This is a genomic window from Streptomyces solicamelliae (genome assembly GCF_045348655.1).
In the GTDB taxonomy this organism is placed as follows: domain Bacteria; phylum Actinomycetota; class Actinomycetes; order Streptomycetales; family Streptomycetaceae; genus Streptomyces; species Streptomyces solicamelliae.
Map to the genome: position 1 here is coordinate 212,705 of NZ_CP160404.1, position 19,331 is coordinate 232,035.

Genomic DNA, 19,331 nt, shown 5'->3' on the forward strand with positions numbered 1-19,331 from the left:
CGGCAGGCGGCAGCTTCGCCCCCGACGGCTCGGCGGACGACGGTCGCGCGCACCGCCTCCTCGGCTGGACGACGAACCGCCACTGGCTGCTGACCGGGGTCCGGTAGCCGGACGCTGACTGCCGGCGGCTGCTCACCTCCCTCGTGCCGGACCTGCGCCGAGGCGGGTCGCCAGGTGGTCGTCGAACGTGCCCTTGCCCACGCGGTGTGCGGGGGCGAGGTGGCCGCCGGAACGGAAGCCCCGGTAGGCCTTGCCGGCCAGCGGGAGGCGGACCAGGGGGCGACGGCGGCCGGTCGCCCCGAGGTAGGACCGGGCGAGGTCGTCGAGGCCGCGCACCTCGGGACCTCCCAGGTCCTCGACGCGGCCGGCCGGTGCGGCCAGGGCCAGTTCGGCCAGCCGGTCGGCCACCTCGGCCACCTCCACGGGCTGGTCGGAGACGCCCGCGGGGACGAGCATCACCGGCAGCTTCGCCAGGGCCTGGAACAGCCGGATCAGCAGGTCGTGGAACTGCGTCGCCCGCAGCACCGTCCAGCCGAGGCCCGACTGCTCGACCTGCCGCTCGACGGCGAGCTTGGCCCGGTAGTAGCCGAGCGGCACCCGGTCGACGCCGACGATCGAGATGTACACGAGGTGTCTCACCCCGGCCCGCCGGGCCGCCGCGATCAGGTTCCGCGCCGCCTGCTCGTCGCCGCCGTTCGGCGCGCTGGCGCAGTGCACGATCGTGTCGACGCCCGCGACGGCGGCGTCCAGGCCGGCGCCGCCCTTGCACAGGTCGACCGCGTACGGCCGGGCGGTGCGGCTGAGGACCCGCACCTCGTGCTCCCCGGCGTCCCGCAGCCGCTCCACGACGATGCGGCCGAGCGTTCCCGTGCCGCCGGTGACCAGGATGGTCGTCATGGTGTCTCGGTCCCTTCCCATGTGTGCGCTCCCCTCTGGAGCGCCCCCTTCTTCTCACAGGACCCCGCGCGCCTCCCGAATGTGACATCCGCTAGCGTGGCATCTCGGATATACGGCACCGTATAGATGTTCCGGACGAGGAGATGACCGCCCGTGTCCCGACGCGCGACGACCGCCTACACCGAACTGCCCTGGCGCATCCACGACCTCACCCGCGACTTCGTGGTCGAGGACGTGTGGTCCTTCCGGACCCCGGGCGCGGGGCCCGACGACTTCCCCGTGATGCTGGCCGCCATGCGCGCCGGCGGCGGGCTCACCCGGCAGTCCCTTCCGGTCCGCTTCCTGTTCGCCGTGCGGTGGAAGCTCGGCGCACTGCTGGGCTGGGACCGGCCGGAGGCGGGTGTCGGGCGGCGCGTCGACTCGCTGCGCGACCGTCTGCCGGACGACCTCCTGGCCGCGCCTCAGGGGCCGGACGACCCGGCGATGCCCCTCAAGCCCGTCTACGAACTCCCCCAGGAGTGCGCGCGCGAGCTCGCGAACAAGACCGTGCACACGGTCATGCACCTCGGCTGGGCGCCGGGCGACGACGGCGACCACGAGCTGCGGATGGCGGTGCTGGTCAAGCCCAACGGGCGCTTCGGCCGCGCCTACATGGCCCTCATCGCCCCCTTTCGCTATCTCCTGGTCTATCCGGCACTGACCCGGAGGTGGGAGGCGGCGTGGCGGGAGCGGGAACAGCGGCGGTAGCCGATTCCGGCGCCGCGGGGCGTGACCGCGCCCTGCGGAACACCCGCAGATCCCGCACCTCGTAGGACATGTCCGTCGTCTCCGGGTCCGGCTTCGGATGGTAACGGCCCGCGCAGACGGAGAGGTTGACGATCAGGTAGGCGTGCCAGGAGCGGCCGACACCGCGCCGGTCGGAGTACACCTCCACGTCGTCGACCGACCACACCACCGAGTCGGCCCCGAACTCCGTGCGCAGGCGTACCCAGCCGCCGGGACGGATGCCGGGGTCGCGGTGGTAATGGTGGGCCCGGCGCACATGGTTGGAGAGCTCCAGCAGGTCGGGGTTGTCGGGGTGATACTCGAAGACGTCGATCTCCTGGCCACCGTCCCGCCAGGTCCAGATCGCCGGCCAGGCTCCGAGTTCTTCGGGGAGACGGACCCGGGCTTCCAGGATGTCGCCCGTGCGTGCCTGGAAGCCCTCCTCGCTGCCCTCGGTGGTGAGCAGTCCCGTGTCCCACAGGCCGTCGGCACGTCGCGTCGCCCGGAACACCCCCGAGCGGCTGTAGTCCGGGTCCGCTGTCAGGTGGTCGAGTTTGTTGTCGCCCGGGTTGACCGGGCCTCCGTCGGGATAGGCCCACGAACGGCCGGCGACCCACTGCCGCGTGGACGTGAAGTCGGCGGTGAAGACCGGCTCGGCGGTCGGGAGAAAGGACGACATGGCGGTACCCCCGGGCGTACGTTTCGTCCAGTGATGATCCACTGGTCACGAAGGTCCTGCCCGCGTCCCCGGCGGCTACACGGATCCGTCACCCGATGGCGTGAGGTCGCCAACTCGCCCCCGATTCGGTGTTCGACGCGCGCATGGCGATCATGGGGCCATGACTCCGATCACGCGCATGGACCTCACCGGCTTCACGGAGCGGGAGCCGGGGGTGTGGACCGACGACCACGGCCTCGTGCTCTCGATCCACTTCTTCGACCTCGTCCCCGACCTGCCCGCGACGCTCGCCGAGCCGCAGCGGCTGCGGCAGGGGCTGGCCGGGCTGGTCACCCGCGCGGGCGGCGGCCTCATCGAGGCGGTGATCGGCGAGGTGGACACGGTGCCCGCCGTCCGCCAGCTGATCAAGGTACCCCGGCCGAACGGCCAGGGCCAGGTGTTCCTCGGCTCCTGGACGGTCCCGCGGGCCACGTGCAGCACGGTGGTGAAGGTCCAGGCGGCGGAGGGCCGGCAGACCGGGATGCGCGAGGCCATGGTCATGGCGCAGACGGGGCCGGACCAGTACTTCGCCCCGCACCCGTACGGCGTGGACACGACGGGCGGTCTGCCGTACCACATGGGCGACCACGAGCACTGGGACCCGCAGTTCCCCCAGCACCCGCTGACCCGCGTCCGCGCGACGCTGGCGCGTCTGACCCCGGGCCTCGGACTGCACGACGGGTTCAAGGCCCTGCCGCCGTTCGGCGCCGGGCCCGCGCAGTACGGTGGACGGGCCTGACCGAAGGGGACTGTCAGACCCCCCTCGTAACGTCGTTCGTGCAGGGCCGGTGTGGTGCCGGCCCACGGGCGCAGGGAGCGGTCATGGGCAGGATCAGTGTGAACCGGCAGCACCTCAACCGTCTGCTGGCCGACAGCGCGGCCGGGCACGGCGTCCCCTATCAGCAGGCGTTCGCGGAGCTCGCCGCCTCGCACCGCGGGCGGCCGCCGCACGAGATCCTTCCCGCGCTGAAGGACGCCGCCGACCGGGCCCTGCTCGGGTTCAGCTGGAACGACCTGCGCGAACAGGCGGAGGCCATCAGTACCGGGCGCCCGTACACGCTGCGCGTCACGGTCACGGGCAGATAGCGGGCGGCCCCACCGGACGGGGGAGACCGGTGGGGCCTTGCGGGGGAGCCCGGTGAACGGGGAACACCAGGCTCTTCCGTGAGTGTGCCACGGCTGGGGCCGCGGGTGCTGCCCTTCTGCGTACGTGGCGTCAGTCGAGGGTGGCGACACCGGCCTGGGCGAACTTCTGGTCCAGGTCGCCGCTCGGGGCGCCGGCCACGCCGATGCCGGCGATCGGCGCGCCCTTGACCTGCACCGGGGCGCCGCCGCCGAGGAACAGGGTGCCCGGGATGTCCTTCAGGTTCGGGGCGTTCTCCAGGCGCTTGACCAGCTCGGAGGTGGGGGCGTTCCAGGAGACGGCGGTGTACGCCTTCTTCTCGGCCGACTCGTACGACTGCGGGCCGGCGCCGTCGCCGCGCAGGGTCACGATGGTGTTGCCGTTGCGGTCGACGACCGCGACGGAGACCCGCTGGTTCTCCTTCTCGGCGGCGTCGAGCGCGGCCTGCGCGGCCTCGGTCGCGGCCTCGATCGTCAGATGCGTGCTCTGCGTGGTGTTGCCGGCGGCGGCATCCGCCTTGGCGACCGCGGCGGGCGCGGCAGCCGGGGCGGCCGGGGTGGCGGCGTTCGCGGACACCGCGCCGAAGGCGCCGGCGCCGAGCGCGGCCAGGGTCAGGCCGCCGGTCAGAACACGGGTCCGCATCGAGATCTTCTTCATGGTCACTGACTCCTCGCGGTCGTCGGTACGTCCCGCCCCGGGCATCTCCCGGGACCGGAGACCGGGAGGCCGTCGTGCCGTCCCGCTCTGTCATCCATCCTGGGTCCACCCCGGGCCCCGCCCGGTCGACCTGGCGGCTGCGCACGGCGCGCGGGCCGGCGGACCCGAGGGTCATCCGATCGGACGACCCTCCCGCCGCCGCAGGCCCGTCCGCAGCCGCTGCCGCGGCCGGTCCTCGGCGGTGTTTCCGCAGCTAGGCGGGCTTGATCGACGACAGCTGGACGAGCAGCAGGACCAGCCGGTACGCCTCGGCGTAGTCGACCGCGGTGAAGGCGACCGTGCGCCCGCCGTCCCCGGTTCGCCCGACGCCGGGCACCAGCATCGCCAGGTCGACCATGTACGGGACGGCCAGGTCGACCTCGAGGCGTACGGGGCCGGTGAGCGTCAGCGGCGGGACCGGTACGGGCCGCGCGACGGCCTGAGCGGCCGCCTCCCGGAGTAGCTCCCGGGCCTCCTGGGGATGGAGGGTGACGGCGGCGCCCTGGCCGAGGGCCTCCTTGACCGGGACGGTGACCGCGTCCGGTACCAGCGCGCGCAGCTCGGCGCAGGCCGCGTCGTCCCCGCTGAGCAGGACGACCGGCACGCCCAGGTGACCGGCCATGGCGGTGTTGAGCCCGATTTCGCCCATGGGCCGCCCGTCGACCCGCACGTCGAGGACGGCGTCGCTCATGGTGTGCGCGAGCACGGCCGGTCCGGCGCCGGCGCGGGCGTGGTAGCCGACCAGCATGACCGCGTCGACGCTCCCGTCCAGTCCGGCGAGCATGCCCAGCGCCCGCGGTCTGCCCCGTACCAGCCGGGCGCGCCGGTCGAGGTCCTCCGGCACGAGGTTGCGGAACGTCCCGTGCGCGTCGGCGACCCGCACCTCGGCGTCGGGACGGGCGTCCAGGACGCCCGCGATCGCGGCGTTCGCCTCGGCCGTCATCGCGGCGCGGCCCCGCGCGTAGTCGTGGCGGTCGGGGCCGGTCTCGCTGGGATGCACGATCCCGGCGATGCCCTCCATGTCCACGGAGATCAGCACCTTCATGGGCGCGGAGTCTATGCACCCGCCGTCAGCCGAGGAGCCACTTCCGGGTGAGTTCGAGGACCTGGGCACGGCTGCGTCCGCCGTGGTCGGCGGCGATGAAGTGGTTGCCGATGCGCAGCGAGAAGGCGATCAGGCAGCGGGCCTCGACCTCCGCCTCGTCGGGGCAGAACGCGCCGAACAGGGTGCGCATGTACGCGATGCGGCGGTTGTCGACGCGGCGGAGGCGTTCGGCCACGTCCTCGTCGCGGCGGGCCCAGTCGCGGATGGCGAGTTCGGCGGGCATCCCGGTCATCGGGTTCTCGGCGGCTCCCGAAGCACCGGCGGATCCGGCGGAGTTGGCGATGGCGAAGAGGCGGATGAGTTTCTCGCGGGCCTCTCCCCCACCGGCCTCGACGCGTTCGATCACGTTCTCGGTGACCTCGCGCTCCCAGGTGTCGAGGATCTCGGTGAGCAGGGCGCCCCGGTTGCGGAAGTACCCGTAGAAGCCGCCCTTGGTGACGCCGAGGGACTGCGCGAGTGTCTCGATGCGGACGGCGTCCGGGCCGCCGGCGGACAGTGCCCGCAAGCCCTCCTCGATCCACTTGCCGCGCGGGGTGCGGGCCGTGGCCATGGGGTGCCTCCTGTCCCCGGCGCCTGCCGTGTCGTGCCGTGCTCTGCCTGTACGGCATCGTAGAGGCGTCGCCCGCCGGGCTCGGCGGCGGTGGCGGCTCGGCCCTACGGGGTGCCTTACGGGGTGGGGATTCCGGCCGGGGTGCGGGGCGGGCGGCCGAAGCGGACGGGGACGCCCGGCGAGTACAGGACGCTGACCGGCGGGCCGCCGGGGGCGTCGAGACCGGCGGCGGATATCAGGCTCTCGTCGCAGTGCAGGAGTTCGGCGCGGTGGAGCGGCCAGCGGGGGTGGGTGTTCGGCAGGTACAGGGAGCGTCCGAAGAACGCGCTGTGCATGCCCCAGCGGGCGGTCAGGAAGTGCTCGACGTCGGTCGGCTCGCGGACGGGTTCGCCGATGCGTATCGCGAGGTCGCTGTGTGCGCCGCGGGGGCCGGGCCAGCGGCGGCGGCTGGTGTAGGTGACCGTGCGGCCCTCCTGGCGGATCGCCATCCGGGACCAGACGTACGGCAGGCGGAAGGCCCCGCGGCCGACGGCGACGGGGATCAGCCGGGAGGCGTCGAGGGAGCGGAAGACGACGCCGCGGCGGCCGTGGGCGTCGACCGAGTACAGGCGGACGTTGGTCTCGGGGAAGGAGCCGAGGTACGGGATGCCCGGGAGCCGGAACCAGCCGACGCGGTGCATCCGGAAGGCGACGAGCCCCACGTACGTGACGCCGTTCAGCGTGTCCGGCCGGGTGCCGGCCGGCAGCAGCGGAGCGACGTCCGCCGGGTCGACGGCCCAGTGGAGGAAGGCCAGGTCCAGCCACGACTGGGTGAGCAGGGGCCGTTCCGTGGCGTACGGCGGGTCGGCGGTGATCGGCTCGGGTGCCGGTTCGGCGGTGGCGGGCGGATGCGGCTGCGGCATCGCGTCAGTATCGCGGAGGCCGTACCGCCGGTCCGCGGCGGGTCGGGCCGGTCCGGCGGGTCAGGCCGGACCGTGGCGGGTCAGGCGGAGGTCGCACCCCCGGCCGCCGGGCGGACCATGAAGACGTCGAAGGAGTCCTCGGTCTCGACCGTGAAACCGTGCCGCTCGTAGAGCCGGCGGGCGGGGCTGCCCTGCATGACCTGCAGGGCCACGGTCGCGTGCCGGGCGTCGGCGGCCTCCAGTACCGCGGCCAGGACGGCCGTGCCGAGCCCCCGGCCCTGGTGACGCGGTTCGAGGTAGAAGTGCTCGAGCCACTCGCGGTCCTCGGCGGGCCGGAGGGTGACGCTGCCGGCGAGTTCCCCGTCGACCATGACGATTCTCGTGAAGTCGAAGGAGAAGTGGTTCCGCAGCCGCTGCCGCACCCGGACTTCGTCGTACACCCCGAGCCGTTCCAGGTCGGGGCGCATGACCACGGCCCGCAGTTCGGCAATGACCTCGACGTCGGCGGGTGTCGAGGCGCGCAGCGTCCAGTCCGCGGTGTCCGCGTCGTTCATGATCAACCCGGCGTCCATGGCCGGAGTATGCCAGTCGCGACAGGGCGGGCCGGACCCGGCCCCACCCTCACCGACCAAGATCATCCGGTGCACAATGTCCGCATGTCGAACACGAATACGCCCAAGGCGGCAGCAATCGACGATGCCGGACGGGTCAGCCGGTCCCTGGCCCTCGCCTTCGACGACGACCCGATGATGCGGTGGTTCTTCCCGGACGATGCCACCCGCGGGGCCTCGCTGGAGAGTTACTTCGGGACGCTGTTCACCCGGCAGTACCTGCGCAACGCGGTCTGCGAGCGCACCGCCGACGCGGCGGCCTTCTGGGTGCCGCCGGAGGCGCAGGAGAAGGCCGTCCCGGACGCGGAGACGATCCAGGAGCTGGTGAACATCCTCGGCGACCGCGCCGGACTGTTCCGGGACGCCGTCGGGGCGGCCGCGCAGCACACGCCGCAGGAGCCGCACTGGTACCTGGCGCTGATCGGCGCCGACCCCGCGGCGCAGGGGCAGGGCCAGGGCGCCGCGCTGCTCCGCTCGGGTCTCGCGAAGGCCGACGCGGCGGGTTCTCCCGCCTACCTGGAGTCCTCGAAGGAGTCCAACCTCCCCTTCTACGCCCACTTCGGCTTCACCGTGCGCCACGAGGTCCGGCTGCCGGGCGGCGGCCCTGTCCTTTGGGGGATGTGGCGCGAAGCTCGCACCGGCGCCGCGGACGCCGCCTAGACGGCAGCGGTCACGGCCCGCAGCAGGGCCGCGGTGCCGGCGTCCGCCGGAAAGAAGGTTTCGATGGCGATCTCGTCCAGAGTGACGTCGCGCGGCGAGCCGAAGACCGTCGTGGTGTACAGCAGGGCGAGTTCGCCGTAGTCGGTGGCCATCCGGAGCGGGACCACCAGGTCGTGCTCCGCACCGCCCGCCTCGCCCTCCGCCCCGGTCGCGGGGTAACTCTCCAGCTCGGCGAGCAACTCGGCGAGGCCCGCGTCCGGCGTGCGGTCCAACTGGCGCCGGACGCGCCGCAGGACGTGGGCGCGCCACTGGGCGAGGTTGCGGATGCGGCCGGCCAGGCCGTCGGGGTGGAGGGTCGCGCGCAGCACGTTGAAGCGCGGCCGCGTCAGCGACTCCGGTACGTCCCCGAGGAAGACGCCCATCGCCCGGTTCGCGGCAAGCAGTTCCCAGCGGACGTCCACGGCGAGCGCAGGGTTGGGCTCGTGGCCGGTCAGTACGGCCTCCACGGCGGCGCGTGCCGCGCCGAGGTCGGCGAGGGCGCGTTCGGCGTGGACGGGGGCGAAACCACCGGCCAGGTACAGCGCGTTGCGTTCCCGCAGCGGTACGTCCAGCTCGTCGCAGAGCCGCCGGATCATGTCCCGGCTCGGGTTCGCGCGCCCCGTCTCGATACAGCTGAGGTGCCGGGTCGACAGCTCGGCGGCGAGCGACACGTCGAGCTGGGAGCGGCGGCGCTGCCGACGCCAGCGGCGCAGCAACGCCCCGACCGGTTCGATGGTGGTGGTCATGACCTTCAGGCTGCCGGGCCGCGGGAGCGACGGCAATGACCCGGGAGGTCATCGACAGTCGTCACCGGCGGCCCGCACAGTCGTGTCACAGGGGCCGAACACGCCCCTCCCAGGGGCCGAGCACGGCCCGTGACCCAGCGAGGAAGGGACGACCGCCATGACCGGCACGGCAGTTCGGCAGTCGGAGACGGAAGGGCTCGACGCCTACGTACGGTTCTGGAACGCGGACGACGAGGCGGAGCAGCACCGGCTGGCCGCGGTGGCCTTCGCCGACGGGGTCGAGTACCGCGCGGAGATCGGCATCCTCAACGGGGCCGAGGCCCTGATGGACTTCCGGAACCAGTTCACCGGGCACATGGGCCCGGCCGCCCTCCGTCTGCGGCAGGAGCCGCAGGTGCACCACCGCCGCGCCAGGCTCCGGTGGGAGATCCTGGTGGGCGCGGCGGACGGCGAGCGCACGTCCTTCGCGGAGGGGACGGACGTGATCCAGCTCGGCGAGGACGGCCGGATCACCTCCGTCACCGCGTTCCTCGACCGTGCCCCCGAGGGCTTCGACCCCGCGGCGCACCACTAGGTGTACCGCGGGGTGTACGGCTGAGGGCCTCAGCTGAGGGCGTCCTCGGCGTTGGTGGCCCAGGCGGTCACGGAGTTCTTCTCCGGGTGGACGTACAGGCCGGGGGTCGAGGCCTTGAGCGGTGTCTGCACCAGGTCCGAGTCGGTGGTCATCGTCATGGCGATGGAGTTGACGGTCTTGCCCGTGCCGTCGTTCACCCCGCCCATCAGCCCGGCGTACGCGGACTGGCCGGGGGCGAGCCGGATGGCGTCCTCGATGCCCGGGGCCGTACCGCGCTCGGTGGCCGCGCCGTCGAGGCTGCCGAAGGTGACGACGGGGTGGCCGAGGGCCTTGCAGGGCTTGGCGCTCTTGTTGGTGATCTTCAGCAGGTAGCTGCTGGTCGTGGGCTCGGCCAGGGTCGCGGTGAACGTCACGTCGAAGGTGCTGCACGGGAAGACGTCGAAGTCGGGGTCGGCGGGCTCCTTGCCGCCGGAGCCCCCGGGCTTCTTCGACGGCTTCTTCGACGGCTTCTCGGCGGGCGACGTCGGCTTCGCCGGTGCGGAGGGCCCGTCGGCGTCCGGGGCCTCGGTCGGGGTCGCGTCGGGCGTCGCGGGCGCGGACGTCGTCGGGGCGGTGGGCGCGTCCGCCGCACCGTCCTCGGACGGGCCGCAGGCCGTCAGGGTCAGCGCCGACAGTGCGGCGAGGACGACGGTGCCTCTCAGTACGGTGCTGCTCATGTGCGGTTCCCCCGATCGATGGGCGCAAAGTGCGCTGGCGTGAGGATCAGAGTGGCGCGCCAATTTCACAGAATCGTCATGGCGCGTTCTCGACTCCACCACGGTCTGACCGGGTACCTCCGTGCTCCTCGTCGCAGGTCGCGACGGGGAGCACAGAGGTGTACACCTGCCTCAGGCGTTCGGGTCGAAGGGGATGCCGGCGGGTTTGGCCTTCGCCAGGTGGGAGTTGAAGCTGCCGTCCTTGAGGCCGAAGTGCGCGCTGCCGAAATCGGCCTGGGTGAGCTTGTCGCGGATGCCGGGCGGGTAGCCGTTCCAGCCGACGAGGGCGGGGAACTGCCAGGTGTGCTGGTGGTTCTCGGGCGGCTCGTCGTTGGAGTTGGCGGGACGGAAGCAGTGGGTGCTCCAGCCGTCCTTGTGGTACACGATCTTGGGGTGCGTGCCGTCCCAGCGGATGCGGTCGCGGGAGTAGGTGTCGAAGTCCCCGTGGGCGGACGTGGAGACGTACTGGGCCTGGTTGTTCTGCACCCAGACCACGACGTGCTCCCAGTCGTGGCGGTGACCGCCGAGGCTGCTGCCGGGGACCGCCTGGTCCTTCTCGAAGTACAGGCCGTAGAGGATGGCGCACCAGCCGTTGTTGCACTTGTAGCGCGCGTAGCCGTTGGTGTTGGTGAGGTCCCAGGAGTCGCGGCACTGGCCGTTGAGCGCGCCGGACGGGTTGAGGCCGCCGTTGAGCGTGCCGTCGGGACCTATCGCCGGCGTGGGGTAGCAGCCGTCGGTGTCGTAGTCGTAGGCGGGCTGGAAGGTCTGCTCCAGGCCGTCGGCGTTGGCCGGGAGGGCCGTGGGCGGGGCGGCGAAAGCGCTGCCGGGGAGGGCGATGAGCAGGGCGAGGGAACTGCTCAGGGTCAGCGCTCCCTTGACGAGGTAACGCTTTTGCTTCACTACGGCTCCCTTGGTCGGATGGGGGGTCGGTGCGCCCGCGCGTTCTTGCGGGCGCACCGCGGCGACCTTGACATGCCCATTCCAGCGGCGGTGAATCGTGACGCGCAGGTGAACGGCGGGAGGTGGGCCGGGGGCCGGAGGTGGGCCGGGGCGGAGTCCGTGGGGTACGGGAGGCCGTGGGATGCGGGAGGCCGTGGGATGCGGAAGGCCGTGGGGTACGGAAGGCTCAGCGGGGCGGCCGTCAGGGTGTCGTGGGTGAGGCCGAGTTCGCGTGCCAGCGCGTCGTCGACCCACTCCTGGATACGGGCACGGATGAGCGGCGCCTTGTACGAGGCGGTCTGCACGGCCAGTCCGTCCAGGGGCGCGGTCAGCCGACAGGCCGTGCCGGCCGGGGCGGTGCAGACGAACTCGCCCGCCGCCACGCCCTCCGCGACGACCTCGGCGACGACCTCGGTGATCGCCGCCCATCCCTGCCGGTCGAGGTCGTGAACGACCTTCCGCAGGGTGGGTTCGCGCAGTGCGGCGGCCCAGCCCTCGATCCACAGCCGCCACCCCTTGGCCTGCCCGGTGGGGGCGTACCAGCGCAGCGCGGCGCGCAGTCGGCGGGTGGCGCCGGTACGGGGTCTGCTCAGCAGGAGGGTCAGGCGTACCAGCCGTAGCGCTCGGCTATCACCGGCAGCCGGTCCGCGACGACGCCGTGCGCCGCGGACCGCGGGGTGGTCCCGTCGGCCTCGGCGCGCGCCAGGACCTGCTCGACCAGGGCCCGCATGGACCGCCGTATGTGGGCGAACGCCTCGTCGGCGTCCGCGCCGATGTCGCCGAACAGGGTCCACCACCACCAGGCGTTGGTCGCGGAGTTGACGACGACGTCGGGCAGGACCGTGATGCCGCGTGCGGTCAGCGGCTCCTCGGCCTCCGGCAGCACCGGCATGTTGGCCGCCTCGGCGATCCAGCGGGCGGTGATCGCGGCCTGGTTGCCCGCGTCGATCGCGTACGAGACGGCCGCCGGTACGAGCACGTCGACGTCGGCGGACAGCCAGGCGTCGCCGGGCAGTTCGACGTCACCCGGCCGCAGTGCGCAGCGGTCGACCGTCCCGTACACGTCGCGCGCGGCCAGCAGGGCATCGACGTCCAGGCCCTCGGGGTTGGCAACGGTCCCCTTCACGTCGGCGACGGCGACGATCTTCAGTCCGGCGCGGGCGAGGAAGCGGGCGGTCGCCCCGCCCATGGTCCCGAAGCCCTGCACCGCGACCCGCGTGCCCGCGTGCGGGACGCCGGCGCGGTCCATTGCCGTGAGGACGGACTCGGCGACCCCGCAGCCGCCCGCCAGTTCGTCGAGGCCGATGCCGTCGACGTCCACGGCGAACGCGTCGGCGAGGCGACGGCGGGCCGCGGCCTCGTCGTCGAGCAGCGGGTACACGGCCTGGACGGAGGAGACGAGCCCGGCCTCGGCGGCGGCGCGGTCGACGAGGTCCTGGGTGAGGCCGAGGTCCTCGCCGGTGGTCCAGAAGCGCTCGATGTGCGGCCGCATCGCGCGCAGGTAGCGGACGAGGACGCCGTACGCCTCGGGGTCGCGCGGGTCGCAGTCGATGCCGCCCTTGGCGCCGCCGAGGGGGATGTACCGCGCCTCGGGGTCGTAGTGCAGGGCCTCCTTCATCGTCATGCCGCGGGCCAGTCCGGCGACCTCGTCGAGGGTGCAGCCGGCGCGCATGCGCAGTCCGCCACTGGCGACGCCGCGCACGAGACGGTCGATCACGAGGTGGCCCTGGCGGCCGGTGACGTGGTCGGTCCAGGTGAGGGAGAGGAGGGGGGCGTGGGAGGGGCGAGGTGTCGTCATGGGGATCTCCGAGCGCGGGCAGGTCGGCGGGGCCGGTGGGTTGCGGTGGGCCGTTGGCGGCGGGGCCGGCGTGGTGGCGGTCGCGGTGTGCCCACGGGCGGCCACCCTGATACTAACTGAACCGTCATTCAGTATCAGGAGCCGTCCGAGACTCTGTCAGCGCGTCCGATAGCGTGGGCGACCATGGCTTCGACTCGGAACAGGACGACACGGACTACCCGCGGGGCGAACGCCTCCGGCGACGCGGAGCGGGACGCGGACGGGGTGCTGCTGCCGCGGCTGCGCTTCTGGGGGGTCGCGGGACGTGGCGCGCTGTTCGGCCTGGCGGCGAACGTCGTGGCGGCGCTCGGCATGGTCTTCGTCACCGACCACGACGACCGCGAGGAGTACCTGGCGGCCGTGTCCGGAATCGGACTGTTGACGGGGGCCGTGTTCCTGCTGATCGGCCTGTTCTTCTGGGGCTCCTGCATGGGCGACATCCGCCGGTGGCGGGACCTGCGGACGCTCACCGGCCAGACCGATGCCGTCACGATCGTGACCCCCGCCCTGGTCCGGGTCGGGGTGCTCGGCCTGGTCCTGTTCCCTGGTCCGTACGGGCTGTACCACCTCGTGGACGCGGCGCCGTTCGACAGCTGGTTGTACGGATCCTGACCCGGGGCGCTCGAAGCCGTGGCCGTCGGCACGTGGGTCTGGCTACCATCCGCCGGTGCCGCACGCCGGGTTCCGTGATCCCCGGCGGCTGGACGTGCGAACCGATCGGCGCCGGCGACAGCGAGCTTCTCGTGATCGCGATCACGATCACGTCGGCAGGCTGAGGCCCTATGGCGCGGAGCGGTCCTGTTACCTTCTTCCGTCGGCACTCGTCATGGGTGTGACGACCGCATTCGAACGGTCGCCGCACCGACGAGTGAATCGAGGACACGATGCTGACCACCCTCATGTACGTGACGGTCTACGTCACCGATCAGGACCGCGCCCTGGCGTTCTACACCGAAGGACTCGGCTTGGAGAAGCGGGTCGACTTCCCGGGGCCCGACGGACGATTCCTCACCGTCGGCGTTCCCGACAGCCCGGTGCAGATCCTCCTGTGGTCGCACCCGACGGCCGCGGGACAGCCGGGTGATGCGGGCCGAGCCGTCGCGCCCGGGCCGCTGGTCCTCGAATCGGACGATCTGCGGAAGGACTTCGAGATCATGCGCGGGCGCGGCGTCACCTTCGAAGAGTCCGAGCCGGAGGACTATCCGTTCGGGGTCCGCATCGAGGCCGTGGACCCGGACGGCAACCGGGTCTCGCTCCGTCAGCCGCGGAAGCCGTGACCGGCCGGCCGCCGTCCGACCTCGCGACCGAGGCGTTCGAGGCCCAGCGCGAACGGCTGCGCGCCGTCGCGTACCGCGTGCTGGGCTCGCACGCCGACGCCGAGGACGTGGTCCAGGAGGCATGGATGCGCCTGGTCCGCCAGGACGAGGCGACCATCGACAACCTGTCGGGCTGGCTGACCACCGTGGTCGGCCGCATCAGCCTGGACGTCCTGAGGTCCCGCCGGGCCCACCCCGAAACGGCCTACGGGCAGGAGTCCGCGGAGCTCGTGGTGACGCCCGCCGACGAGCCCGCGCCGGACGAGCAGGTGGCGCTGGCCGATTCGGTCGGCCTCGCCCTCCTCTTCGTGCTCGACTCGCTCGGCCCGAGCGAGCGCCTGGCGTTCGTCCTGCACGACATGTTCGCGGTCCCGTTCCGCGACATCGGCCAGATCCTGGGGAAGTCCACGGAGGCCACCAAGATGATCGCCAGCCGTGCCCGCCGCAAGGTCCGAGCCACGGACCGGCCGACGGGCCCCGGCCGTGAGCACCGCGAGGTCGTCCAGGCGTTTCGCCTGGCCGCCCTCGGCGGTGACTTCGAGGCGCTCCTGCGTGTCCTCGACCCGAACGTGAAGCTGACCGTGCACACGCCCGACGGCGTGGTCGTCACCCTGGGCGCCACCAGAGTCGCGACCGGCGCCCGCACGTTCGGCGGCCAGGCCGCGCGCCACCGCTCCGTGCTGGTCAACGGCGTTCCCGGCCACATGTCCTGGCGCGCCGACGGAACCCCTCTCTCCGTCGCCGCCTTCACGGTCTCCGAAGGCCGCATCGTCGACATCCACATCATCGTCGACCCGGTCGGACTCGCTGCGATCGATCTACCCGCCCCGACCTGAGCCGGCGTCGTCAGGGCTGGGACTGGGCGCAGCTTCGGGAGACGTAGGCGACCGTCTCGTCGCCGTGGTCGAACCAGATGGCGAACCACTGGTCGTCCGTGACGCCGCAGGCGGTGATGCTGTGCCCGACGACGGTCGGGCAGCCCGCGACCGAGCACATGTGGCTCTGCCCCGGCCGCATCTCGCCCACGATCTCGGCGTCGCTCCGCGCGTTCGCCCTGATCCGTGCCAGTTCCCAGCCGCTCTTGACCGTGACGCGGGTGTCCGCCAGGCGGGCCTCGAGCGCTCTCCCCTCACCCGCCGCCGTCACGGGGGACGTGGCGGACAGCAGGAGCAGCGGGGCGGCGAGGGCGGCGAGGGCGGCGATGATCGTCGGGCGGCGGAAGAGGCGGCGTGGGGGCGTCGGCTGGTTCATGTGCGTGTCCTGTCGCAGGTGTCGTGCGTGCCGTCGTGCAGTTGGATCCTGTCCCCCCGGCCGGAATCCCAACAGTCGCTGGCGACAACTCGCCAGGTCACAGCCCTGCGCGAGGTGACCGTTGACCTCAAGTCTGCTTGAGGTCCTACGGTCGGCGTCACCGCAGGACTTCGAACGCACTTGAGGAGCACGGCAGATGCCCACGGAACACCTCACCGACGCCGACCTCGCCGCCGAGCCCGCCCCGTACTGGACCGGCCGGGCCCACGAGGCCGTTCTCTCGTTCACCCGGGCCTGGCTGGGCGAACTCGGCTTCACCCAGCCCCAGTACTGGTTGCTGCGCAACCTGTCGAAGCACGACCTGTCGCCGGACGGGACAGGCATGACCGTGCCCGAACTCCAGCAGGCCATGAGCTCCTACCTCCGTCCCGAGGACGACCTGGCGACGGACTCGAAGGCCCTCGTCGAACGCGGCTTGCTCACCCGCGACGACGCCGGGCGGCTCTGGATCACCGAGGCGGGAGAGACCTCCCGCGCCGGCGTCAAGGCCCGCGTCCCGGACTTCCGCACCCGCCTCCACGAGGGCATCGACGACGCCGACTACGTCACCACCCTCAAGGTGCTTCGCCAGATGCTCCGGAACGCCGGCCGGCAGGTCGATTAGGGCCCGGGTCGCCCAGAGGGCACGTTCAGCACCGGGTCCGGCCCAGGTGCCGGTTACGCGGTTCGGTAGCGGTCGTGGATGTTGGGGAGTTGGTGGAAACCGGCTGACTCGTAGGTGGCCACGGCTGCGGTGTTGGACGTGGGGGTGCAGACCAGGGCCGTCGTCGCGCCCAGTTGTCGGAGGGCGGCCGCTGCTGCGGTGCTGATCGCCATGCCGTAGCCGTGGCGGCGGTGGTCTCGGTGGACGCCCATCGGTTCGAGCAGGCCGGGGCGGCCGGGGCCCGCCGACCATACCGTCACGGCGGCCACCGCGGTGCCCTCGTCGTCGTAGGCGAGCAGGGAGCGGGCGTCCGTGAACGGGGAACCCGTCGCCATCGCGTGCCAGCGTTCGTCCGTGAACGCCGAGCCGTCGAACGCCGCCCGGTGCACGGCGGCGTACGCCTCCGCCTGTGCCGGCCGGGTGACCACCTCGATCCGCACGCCCGGATCCTTCACCGGCCGCGTGAGGTCGATGCGGAGAGGCGTCCAGGGTTCGTCGGTGTGCCAGCCCGCTTCGCGGAGGAGGTCGTGGAGCAGGGCGTCCACCGGTGCTTCCACATTCGCTCTGCCCTCGGGCAGCACGCCCCGCTCCGGCGCCGTCACGTCGGCGGCCAGGCGCCGGGCCAGCTCCTCGTCCTGACGGGCGTCCGGCGCGGTCGTCAGGCGCAGGAGTCCGGGGCCGTCCAGGAGCCCGACGGCGAGGATCCGTCCGTTCCGGAGCCAGGTCCTGACCGCCGCCGCGGTCGCGGCCGCGCCCGTCCGCCAGTACCAGCCCAGGTCCCCCGGATGGAGCTGCATCGGCGCCCCGTCGTGCTGCCAGTCCCGTAGCGCGTCCACGGCCTCGCGCAGCCCGTCGATTCCCGGCGTGTGCAACGTCGTCGCCATGTGCCGATGACACACCACGATGCCCAACGTTCGCACCCCATTTCCGGATCGCTCGCGGGAATTTCCCTGGTGGTGAGGGGAGTTGTGGATCAAGAGAGGCAGAGATCGTCGACGCGCATCCACGAGGAGTGTTCATGTCCGCCCAGGCCGCGCCCCCGAAGCATCACATGGCGTTCATGATCTGGCTGTCGGTGTTCCCCACCCTGGCCGTCCTGGAGTTGCTGCTCCGGCCGTTGCTCGCGCACCTGCCGATCGTCCTGCGGCTGCTGATACTCACCGCGATCGTCGTGCCGCTGGTCGTGTACCTCGTCCTGCCGCGGGTGCAGCGGGGCCGGGCGCTGCTGCTGCGGAGGAGGGACGGTCGGGGGGATGATGGACGGGGTGGGGGATCTGCGCCTACACAAAGGAACCGTCATGCTGGGTGACAGCAAGTCCTTCGGCAGTTTCTCGGTCGGCAGCGTCGACACCGTGCGGGAGTTCTACGCCACCACGCTCGGTCTGCGCGTCTCCGAGGACAAGGAGATGGACATCCTGTTCCTGAAGCTCGCCGGGGACCGGGACGTGCTCGTGTACCCCAAGGACGACCACGAACCGGCGACCTTCACCGTGCTGAACTTCCTGGTGGACGACATCGGCAAGACCGTCGACGACCTGGCCGCCCGGGGGGTGACGTTCGAGCGGTACGACCAGTTCCCGCAGGACGAGAAGGGCATCATGCGCGACGAGGGCGGCGGCCCCGCCATCGCCTGGTTCAAGGACCCTGCGGGCAACGTGCTGGCCGTCATGGAGGACCCGGGCAGTCGCTGACGACCCCCACCGGGCTCCCCTCAGCGCGTCACGCCGACCCGCAGCGGGGCCCGGAAGGAGAGCAGCCCGAGGATCGGCGGGTCCTGATCGGCCTCGTCCAGACGCGCGTCCGGCAGTCGGCGGGCCGCCGCGCGGAGGGCGACGGCGGCCTCGGTACGGGCCAGGGAGGCGCCCGGGCAGCGGTGCCGGCCGACGCCGAAGGACAGGTGGTGGCGGGCGTTCGCCCGGTACGGGCACATCCGCTCCGGGTCGTCGAACACCTCCGGATCGGAGCCGCTGCCCATGAGCATCAGCAGCAGCTGCGCGCCGGCCGGCAGCGCGACGCCGCCGAGCTCGACCGGGCGGGCGGTCACCCGCCGCCAGGTGGTGACGGGCGGCTCGCGGCGCAGCACCTCCTCCACCCATGCCTCCGCGAGGCCCGTCTCCTGCGCGGGACGGGGCCACAGGCCGGGCTCGGACAGGGCCCGGTGGAGCGTGGTGGCGATGAGCTGTCCGGTGGTGGACTGTCCGGCGATGAAGACGAAGAAGCAGGCGCCGACCGCGGTCGCGACGTCCAGCGGCCGGCCGTCCGGCAGCCGGTGGCGGCGCAGGGCCTCGACGAAGGAACCGGGCCGTGCCTCGCTGTCGCGGACGGTCGCGGTCAGCCACCGGTGGAACTCGCCGGCCGACTCCGCCAGCTCCATCTGGCGCTCCGGAGCCGGCCGGCCCCAGAAGAGCTCCAGCGAGGCGTCGGACCAGCGGACCAGCGTGGCCGGGTCGACGCCGTCGATACCGAGCAGTTCCATCAGCACCCGGCAGGGCAGGATCTGCGCGTACGAGGCGAACAGGTCGGCCGACCCCGTGGCGTCGAGTCGGTCCTGCGCCGCGTCGAGCAGTTCGTCGGCGATGCGCTCGATCACGGGGACGGCGGCGGCGACGCGCTGGGCGTTGAAGAAGCGGGTGACGACGCGCCGCAGCCCGTGGTGACTGTCGGTGCCGTTGTTGGCGAGCGCGGGCGGCAGTCTGAACCCGGCCCGGGCCAGCACCCGCAGGACGGGGACGGGCAGCGGGACCACGGCGTGCTGCGCGTTGTCCGGGTGGTAGGCCGCCGGGTCGAGCAGGACGCGGCGGATGTCCTCGTACCGGCTGACCAGCCACAGCCCGGTGGCGGGGTCCCGGTGCACGGGCGCGTCGGACCGCAGGGAGTCGAGCCACGGGTACGGGTCGCGCACGAAGTCGTCGCCGAAGACGTCGAGCCCGAGCAGGCCGGAGCCGAGCAGGTCCGGGCCGCCGAAGGGGCCGGATCCCGGCGCGCCGGGCCCGGGCAGGTCGGACCCCGGCAGGCCGGGCCCGGGCACGTCGGGCCCTGCCGCTTCGGTGGGCGCGGATGCGGGGGCCGGGGCGGGCAGGGCCGGAGAAGTCACCGCCGGACGCTAACACGTTCCGGTACTGCCCCTGACCTGCACGTGTCCGG

General features: G+C 72.6%; 25 protein-coding genes and 1 pseudogene. 11 read left to right on the forward strand and 15 right to left on the reverse strand.

The window, feature by feature from the left end; genetic code table 11:
* Positions 1-132 precede the first annotated feature (132 nt).
* The gene (locus ABZO31_RS01045; protein WP_406858893.1) at positions 133-897 is read right to left on the reverse strand and encodes an SDR family oxidoreductase; all 765 of its coding nucleotides are present in this window, start codon (positions 895-897) and stop codon (positions 133-135) included.
* A gap of 153 nt (positions 898-1,050) precedes the next feature.
* Between ABZO31_RS01045 and ABZO31_RS01050 the strand changes: the two genes are divergently transcribed.
* Positions 1,051-1,644: a DUF2867 domain-containing protein gene (locus ABZO31_RS01050; protein WP_406858894.1), complete on the forward strand. Its 594-nt coding sequence runs from the start codon at positions 1,051-1,053 to the stop codon at positions 1,642-1,644.
* Here ABZO31_RS01050 and ABZO31_RS01055 read toward each other — a convergent pair.
* Positions 1,556-2,341: a glycoside hydrolase family 16 protein gene (locus ABZO31_RS01055; RefSeq protein WP_406858895.1), complete on the reverse strand. Its 786-nt coding sequence runs from the start codon at positions 2,339-2,341 to the stop codon at positions 1,556-1,558. The two genes, ABZO31_RS01050 and ABZO31_RS01055, sit on opposite strands and share 89 nt — an antisense overlap.
* A 160-nt stretch (positions 2,342-2,501) precedes the next feature.
* On the opposite strand from ABZO31_RS01055, the gene ABZO31_RS01060 reads away from it, so the two are divergent.
* Together ABZO31_RS01060 and ABZO31_RS01065 are read left to right on the forward strand one after the other, a co-directional pair.
* Positions 2,502-3,119 carry a hypothetical protein gene (locus ABZO31_RS01060; protein ID WP_406858896.1) on the forward strand — a complete coding sequence of 206 codons (618 nt, stop codon included), beginning with the start codon at positions 2,502-2,504 and terminating at the stop codon, positions 3,117-3,119.
* Positions 3,120-3,202: 83 nt separating this feature from the next.
* Positions 3,203-3,466 carry a hypothetical protein gene (locus ABZO31_RS01065; RefSeq protein WP_406858897.1) on the forward strand — a complete coding sequence of 88 codons (264 nt, stop codon included), beginning with the start codon at positions 3,203-3,205 and terminating at the stop codon, positions 3,464-3,466.
* 130 nt (positions 3,467-3,596) lie between these two features.
* Here the strand turns inward: ABZO31_RS01065 and ABZO31_RS01070 are convergent, their stop codons facing one another.
* The 5 genes from ABZO31_RS01070 to ABZO31_RS01090 form a co-directional block, all read right to left on the reverse strand.
* Positions 3,597-4,160, reverse strand: a complete 564-nt coding sequence (locus tag ABZO31_RS01070; protein ID WP_406858898.1) for a GlcG/HbpS family heme-binding protein — start codon at positions 4,158-4,160, stop codon at positions 3,597-3,599.
* Positions 4,161-4,413: 253 nt separating this feature from the next.
* The gene (locus ABZO31_RS01075; RefSeq protein ID WP_406858899.1) at positions 4,414-5,244 is read right to left on the reverse strand and encodes a M55 family metallopeptidase; all 831 of its coding nucleotides are present in this window, start codon (positions 5,242-5,244) and stop codon (positions 4,414-4,416) included.
* Positions 5,245-5,269: 25 nt separating this feature from the next.
* Positions 5,270-5,854 (reverse strand): TetR/AcrR family transcriptional regulator, encoded by a 585-nt coding sequence (locus ABZO31_RS01080; RefSeq protein ID WP_406858900.1) that lies wholly within the window; start codon positions 5,852-5,854, stop codon positions 5,270-5,272.
* A 116-nt stretch (positions 5,855-5,970) separates the two neighbouring features.
* Positions 5,971-6,756, reverse strand: a complete 786-nt coding sequence (locus ABZO31_RS01085; RefSeq protein WP_406858901.1) for a YqjF family protein — start codon at positions 6,754-6,756, stop codon at positions 5,971-5,973.
* 80 nt (positions 6,757-6,836) lie between these two features.
* Positions 6,837-7,328, reverse strand: a complete 492-nt coding sequence (locus ABZO31_RS01090) for a GNAT family N-acetyltransferase (protein ID WP_406858902.1) — start codon at positions 7,326-7,328, stop codon at positions 6,837-6,839.
* A gap of 84 nt (positions 7,329-7,412) precedes the next feature.
* Here ABZO31_RS01090 and ABZO31_RS01095 point away from each other — a divergent pair, with 84 nt between their 5' ends.
* Positions 7,413-8,027, forward strand: a complete 615-nt coding sequence (locus tag ABZO31_RS01095) for a GNAT family N-acetyltransferase (RefSeq protein ID WP_406858903.1) — start codon at positions 7,413-7,415, stop codon at positions 8,025-8,027.
* Here ABZO31_RS01095 and ABZO31_RS01100 read toward each other — a convergent pair.
* Complete coding sequence (locus tag ABZO31_RS01100; protein WP_406858904.1) at positions 8,024-8,812, reverse strand: helix-turn-helix domain-containing protein; 789 nt, start codon at positions 8,810-8,812, stop codon at positions 8,024-8,026. The two genes, ABZO31_RS01095 and ABZO31_RS01100, sit on opposite strands and share 4 nt — an antisense overlap.
* Positions 8,813-8,969: 157 nt before the next feature.
* Between ABZO31_RS01100 and ABZO31_RS01105 the strand changes: the two genes are divergently transcribed.
* Complete coding sequence (locus ABZO31_RS01105; protein WP_406858905.1) at positions 8,970-9,386, forward strand: isomerase; 417 nt, start codon at positions 8,970-8,972, stop codon at positions 9,384-9,386.
* A 29-nt stretch (positions 9,387-9,415) separates the two neighbouring features.
* Here ABZO31_RS01105 and ABZO31_RS01110 read toward each other — a convergent pair whose 3' ends face one another.
* The 4 genes and pseudogenes from ABZO31_RS01110 to ABZO31_RS01125 form a co-directional block, all read right to left on the reverse strand.
* Positions 9,416-10,102, reverse strand: a complete 687-nt coding sequence (locus ABZO31_RS01110; protein WP_406858906.1) for a DUF4232 domain-containing protein — start codon at positions 10,100-10,102, stop codon at positions 9,416-9,418.
* Between the two features lie 171 nt (positions 10,103-10,273).
* Positions 10,274-11,041 (reverse strand): NPP1 family protein, encoded by a 768-nt coding sequence (locus tag ABZO31_RS01115; protein WP_406858907.1) that lies wholly within the window; start codon positions 11,039-11,041, stop codon positions 10,274-10,276.
* Between the two features lie 236 nt (positions 11,042-11,277).
* Positions 11,278-11,694: pseudogene (locus ABZO31_RS01120) on the reverse strand (TetR family transcriptional regulator C-terminal domain-containing protein); the annotation flags it as partial.
* Positions 11,682-12,878, reverse strand: a complete 1,197-nt coding sequence (locus ABZO31_RS01125; protein WP_406858908.1) for a glutamate dehydrogenase — start codon at positions 12,876-12,878, stop codon at positions 11,682-11,684. The pseudogene ABZO31_RS01120 and the gene ABZO31_RS01125, both read right to left, overlap by 13 nt.
* Positions 12,879-13,061: 183 nt before the next feature.
* Here ABZO31_RS01125 and ABZO31_RS01130 point away from each other — a divergent pair, with 183 nt between their 5' ends.
* The 3 genes from ABZO31_RS01130 (at position 13,062) to ABZO31_RS01140 (ending at position 15,069) form a co-directional block, all read left to right on the forward strand.
* Positions 13,062-13,529, forward strand: coding sequence for a DUF6336 family protein (locus ABZO31_RS01130; protein WP_406858909.1), 468 nt, complete (start codon positions 13,062-13,064; stop codon positions 13,527-13,529).
* Positions 13,530-13,801: 272 nt separating this feature from the next.
* The gene (locus ABZO31_RS01135) at positions 13,802-14,194 is read left to right on the forward strand and encodes a VOC family protein (protein ID WP_406858910.1); all 393 of its coding nucleotides are present in this window, start codon (positions 13,802-13,804) and stop codon (positions 14,192-14,194) included.
* Positions 14,191-15,069: a sigma-70 family RNA polymerase sigma factor gene (locus ABZO31_RS01140; protein ID WP_406858911.1), complete on the forward strand. Its 879-nt coding sequence runs from the start codon at positions 14,191-14,193 to the stop codon at positions 15,067-15,069. The genes ABZO31_RS01135 and ABZO31_RS01140 overlap by 4 nt, the downstream gene beginning before the upstream one ends.
* Before the next feature lie 10 nt (positions 15,070-15,079).
* Here ABZO31_RS01140 and ABZO31_RS01145 read toward each other — a convergent pair whose 3' ends face one another.
* Positions 15,080-15,484, reverse strand: a complete 405-nt coding sequence (locus ABZO31_RS01145; protein WP_406858912.1) for a hypothetical protein — start codon at positions 15,482-15,484, stop codon at positions 15,080-15,082.
* 196 nt (positions 15,485-15,680) lie between these two features.
* On the opposite strand from ABZO31_RS01145, the gene ABZO31_RS01150 reads away from it, so the two are divergent.
* Positions 15,681-16,148: a MarR family winged helix-turn-helix transcriptional regulator gene (locus tag ABZO31_RS01150; protein WP_406858913.1), complete on the forward strand. Its 468-nt coding sequence runs from the start codon at positions 15,681-15,683 to the stop codon at positions 16,146-16,148.
* A gap of 53 nt (positions 16,149-16,201) precedes the next feature.
* Here ABZO31_RS01150 and ABZO31_RS01155 read toward each other — a convergent pair whose 3' ends face one another.
* Positions 16,202-17,071, reverse strand: a complete 870-nt coding sequence (locus ABZO31_RS01155) for a GNAT family N-acetyltransferase (protein WP_406858914.1) — start codon at positions 17,069-17,071, stop codon at positions 16,202-16,204.
* A 134-nt stretch (positions 17,072-17,205) separates the two neighbouring features.
* On the opposite strand from ABZO31_RS01155, the gene ABZO31_RS01160 reads away from it, so the two are divergent.
* Both ABZO31_RS01160 and ABZO31_RS01165 read left to right on the forward strand, forming a co-directional pair.
* On the forward strand, positions 17,206-17,496 hold the full coding sequence (locus tag ABZO31_RS01160; RefSeq protein WP_406858915.1) for a hypothetical protein: 291 nt from the start codon (positions 17,206-17,208) through the stop codon (positions 17,494-17,496).
* On the forward strand, positions 17,486-17,878 hold the full coding sequence (locus ABZO31_RS01165; RefSeq protein WP_406858916.1) for a VOC family protein: 393 nt from the start codon (positions 17,486-17,488) through the stop codon (positions 17,876-17,878). Before ABZO31_RS01160 ends, ABZO31_RS01165 begins: the two co-directional genes overlap by 11 nt.
* A 20-nt stretch (positions 17,879-17,898) precedes the next feature.
* Here the strand turns inward: ABZO31_RS01165 and ABZO31_RS01170 are convergent, their stop codons facing one another.
* Positions 17,899-19,281, reverse strand: coding sequence for a cytochrome P450 (locus tag ABZO31_RS01170; RefSeq protein WP_406858917.1), 1,383 nt, complete (start codon positions 19,279-19,281; stop codon positions 17,899-17,901).
* Positions 19,282-19,331: the final 50 nt, after the last annotated feature.

What these genes read in the sequence shown, in the direction of transcription:
- ABZO31_RS01045 (WP_406858893.1), bottom strand. Translation starts at nt 897, where the DNA reads ATGACGACCATCCTGGTCACCGGCGGCACGGGAACGCTCGGCCGCATC.
- ABZO31_RS01055 (WP_406858895.1), bottom strand. Translation starts at nt 2,341, where the DNA reads ATGTCGTCCTTTCTCCCGACCGCCGAGCCGGTCTTCACCGCCGACTTC.
- ABZO31_RS01060 (WP_406858896.1), top strand. Translation starts at nt 2,502, where the DNA reads ATGACTCCGATCACGCGCATGGACCTCACCGGCTTCACGGAGCGGGAG.
- ABZO31_RS01065 (WP_406858897.1), top strand. Translation starts at nt 3,203, where the DNA reads ATGGGCAGGATCAGTGTGAACCGGCAGCACCTCAACCGTCTGCTGGCC.
- ABZO31_RS01070 (WP_406858898.1), bottom strand. Translation starts at nt 4,160, where the DNA reads ATGAAGAAGATCTCGATGCGGACCCGTGTTCTGACCGGCGGCCTGACC.
- ABZO31_RS01075 (WP_406858899.1), bottom strand. Translation starts at nt 5,244, where the DNA reads ATGAAGGTGCTGATCTCCGTGGACATGGAGGGCATCGCCGGGATCGTG.
- ABZO31_RS01080 (WP_406858900.1), bottom strand. Translation starts at nt 5,854, where the DNA reads ATGGCCACGGCCCGCACCCCGCGCGGCAAGTGGATCGAGGAGGGCTTG.
- ABZO31_RS01085 (WP_406858901.1), bottom strand. Translation starts at nt 6,756, where the DNA reads ATGCCGCAGCCGCATCCGCCCGCCACCGCCGAACCGGCACCCGAGCCG.
- ABZO31_RS01090 (WP_406858902.1), bottom strand. Translation starts at nt 7,328, where the DNA reads ATGGACGCCGGGTTGATCATGAACGACGCGGACACCGCGGACTGGACG.
- ABZO31_RS01095 (WP_406858903.1), top strand. Translation starts at nt 7,413, where the DNA reads ATGTCGAACACGAATACGCCCAAGGCGGCAGCAATCGACGATGCCGGA.
- ABZO31_RS01100 (WP_406858904.1), bottom strand. Translation starts at nt 8,812, where the DNA reads ATGACCACCACCATCGAACCGGTCGGGGCGTTGCTGCGCCGCTGGCGT.
- ABZO31_RS01105 (WP_406858905.1), top strand. Translation starts at nt 8,970, where the DNA reads ATGACCGGCACGGCAGTTCGGCAGTCGGAGACGGAAGGGCTCGACGCC.
- ABZO31_RS01110 (WP_406858906.1), bottom strand. Translation starts at nt 10,102, where the DNA reads ATGAGCAGCACCGTACTGAGAGGCACCGTCGTCCTCGCCGCACTGTCG.
- ABZO31_RS01125 (WP_406858908.1), bottom strand. Translation starts at nt 12,878, where the DNA reads ATGACGACACCTCGCCCCTCCCACGCCCCCCTCCTCTCCCTCACCTGG.
- ABZO31_RS01130 (WP_406858909.1), top strand. Translation starts at nt 13,062, where the DNA reads ATGGCTTCGACTCGGAACAGGACGACACGGACTACCCGCGGGGCGAAC.
- ABZO31_RS01135 (WP_406858910.1), top strand. Translation starts at nt 13,802, where the DNA reads ATGCTGACCACCCTCATGTACGTGACGGTCTACGTCACCGATCAGGAC.
- ABZO31_RS01145 (WP_406858912.1), bottom strand. Translation starts at nt 15,484, where the DNA reads ATGAACCAGCCGACGCCCCCACGCCGCCTCTTCCGCCGCCCGACGATC.
- ABZO31_RS01150 (WP_406858913.1), top strand. Translation starts at nt 15,681, where the DNA reads ATGCCCACGGAACACCTCACCGACGCCGACCTCGCCGCCGAGCCCGCC.
- ABZO31_RS01155 (WP_406858914.1), bottom strand. Translation starts at nt 17,071, where the DNA reads ATGGCGACGACGTTGCACACGCCGGGAATCGACGGGCTGCGCGAGGCC.
- ABZO31_RS01160 (WP_406858915.1), top strand. Translation starts at nt 17,206, where the DNA reads ATGTCCGCCCAGGCCGCGCCCCCGAAGCATCACATGGCGTTCATGATC.
- ABZO31_RS01165 (WP_406858916.1), top strand. Translation starts at nt 17,486, where the DNA reads ATGCTGGGTGACAGCAAGTCCTTCGGCAGTTTCTCGGTCGGCAGCGTC.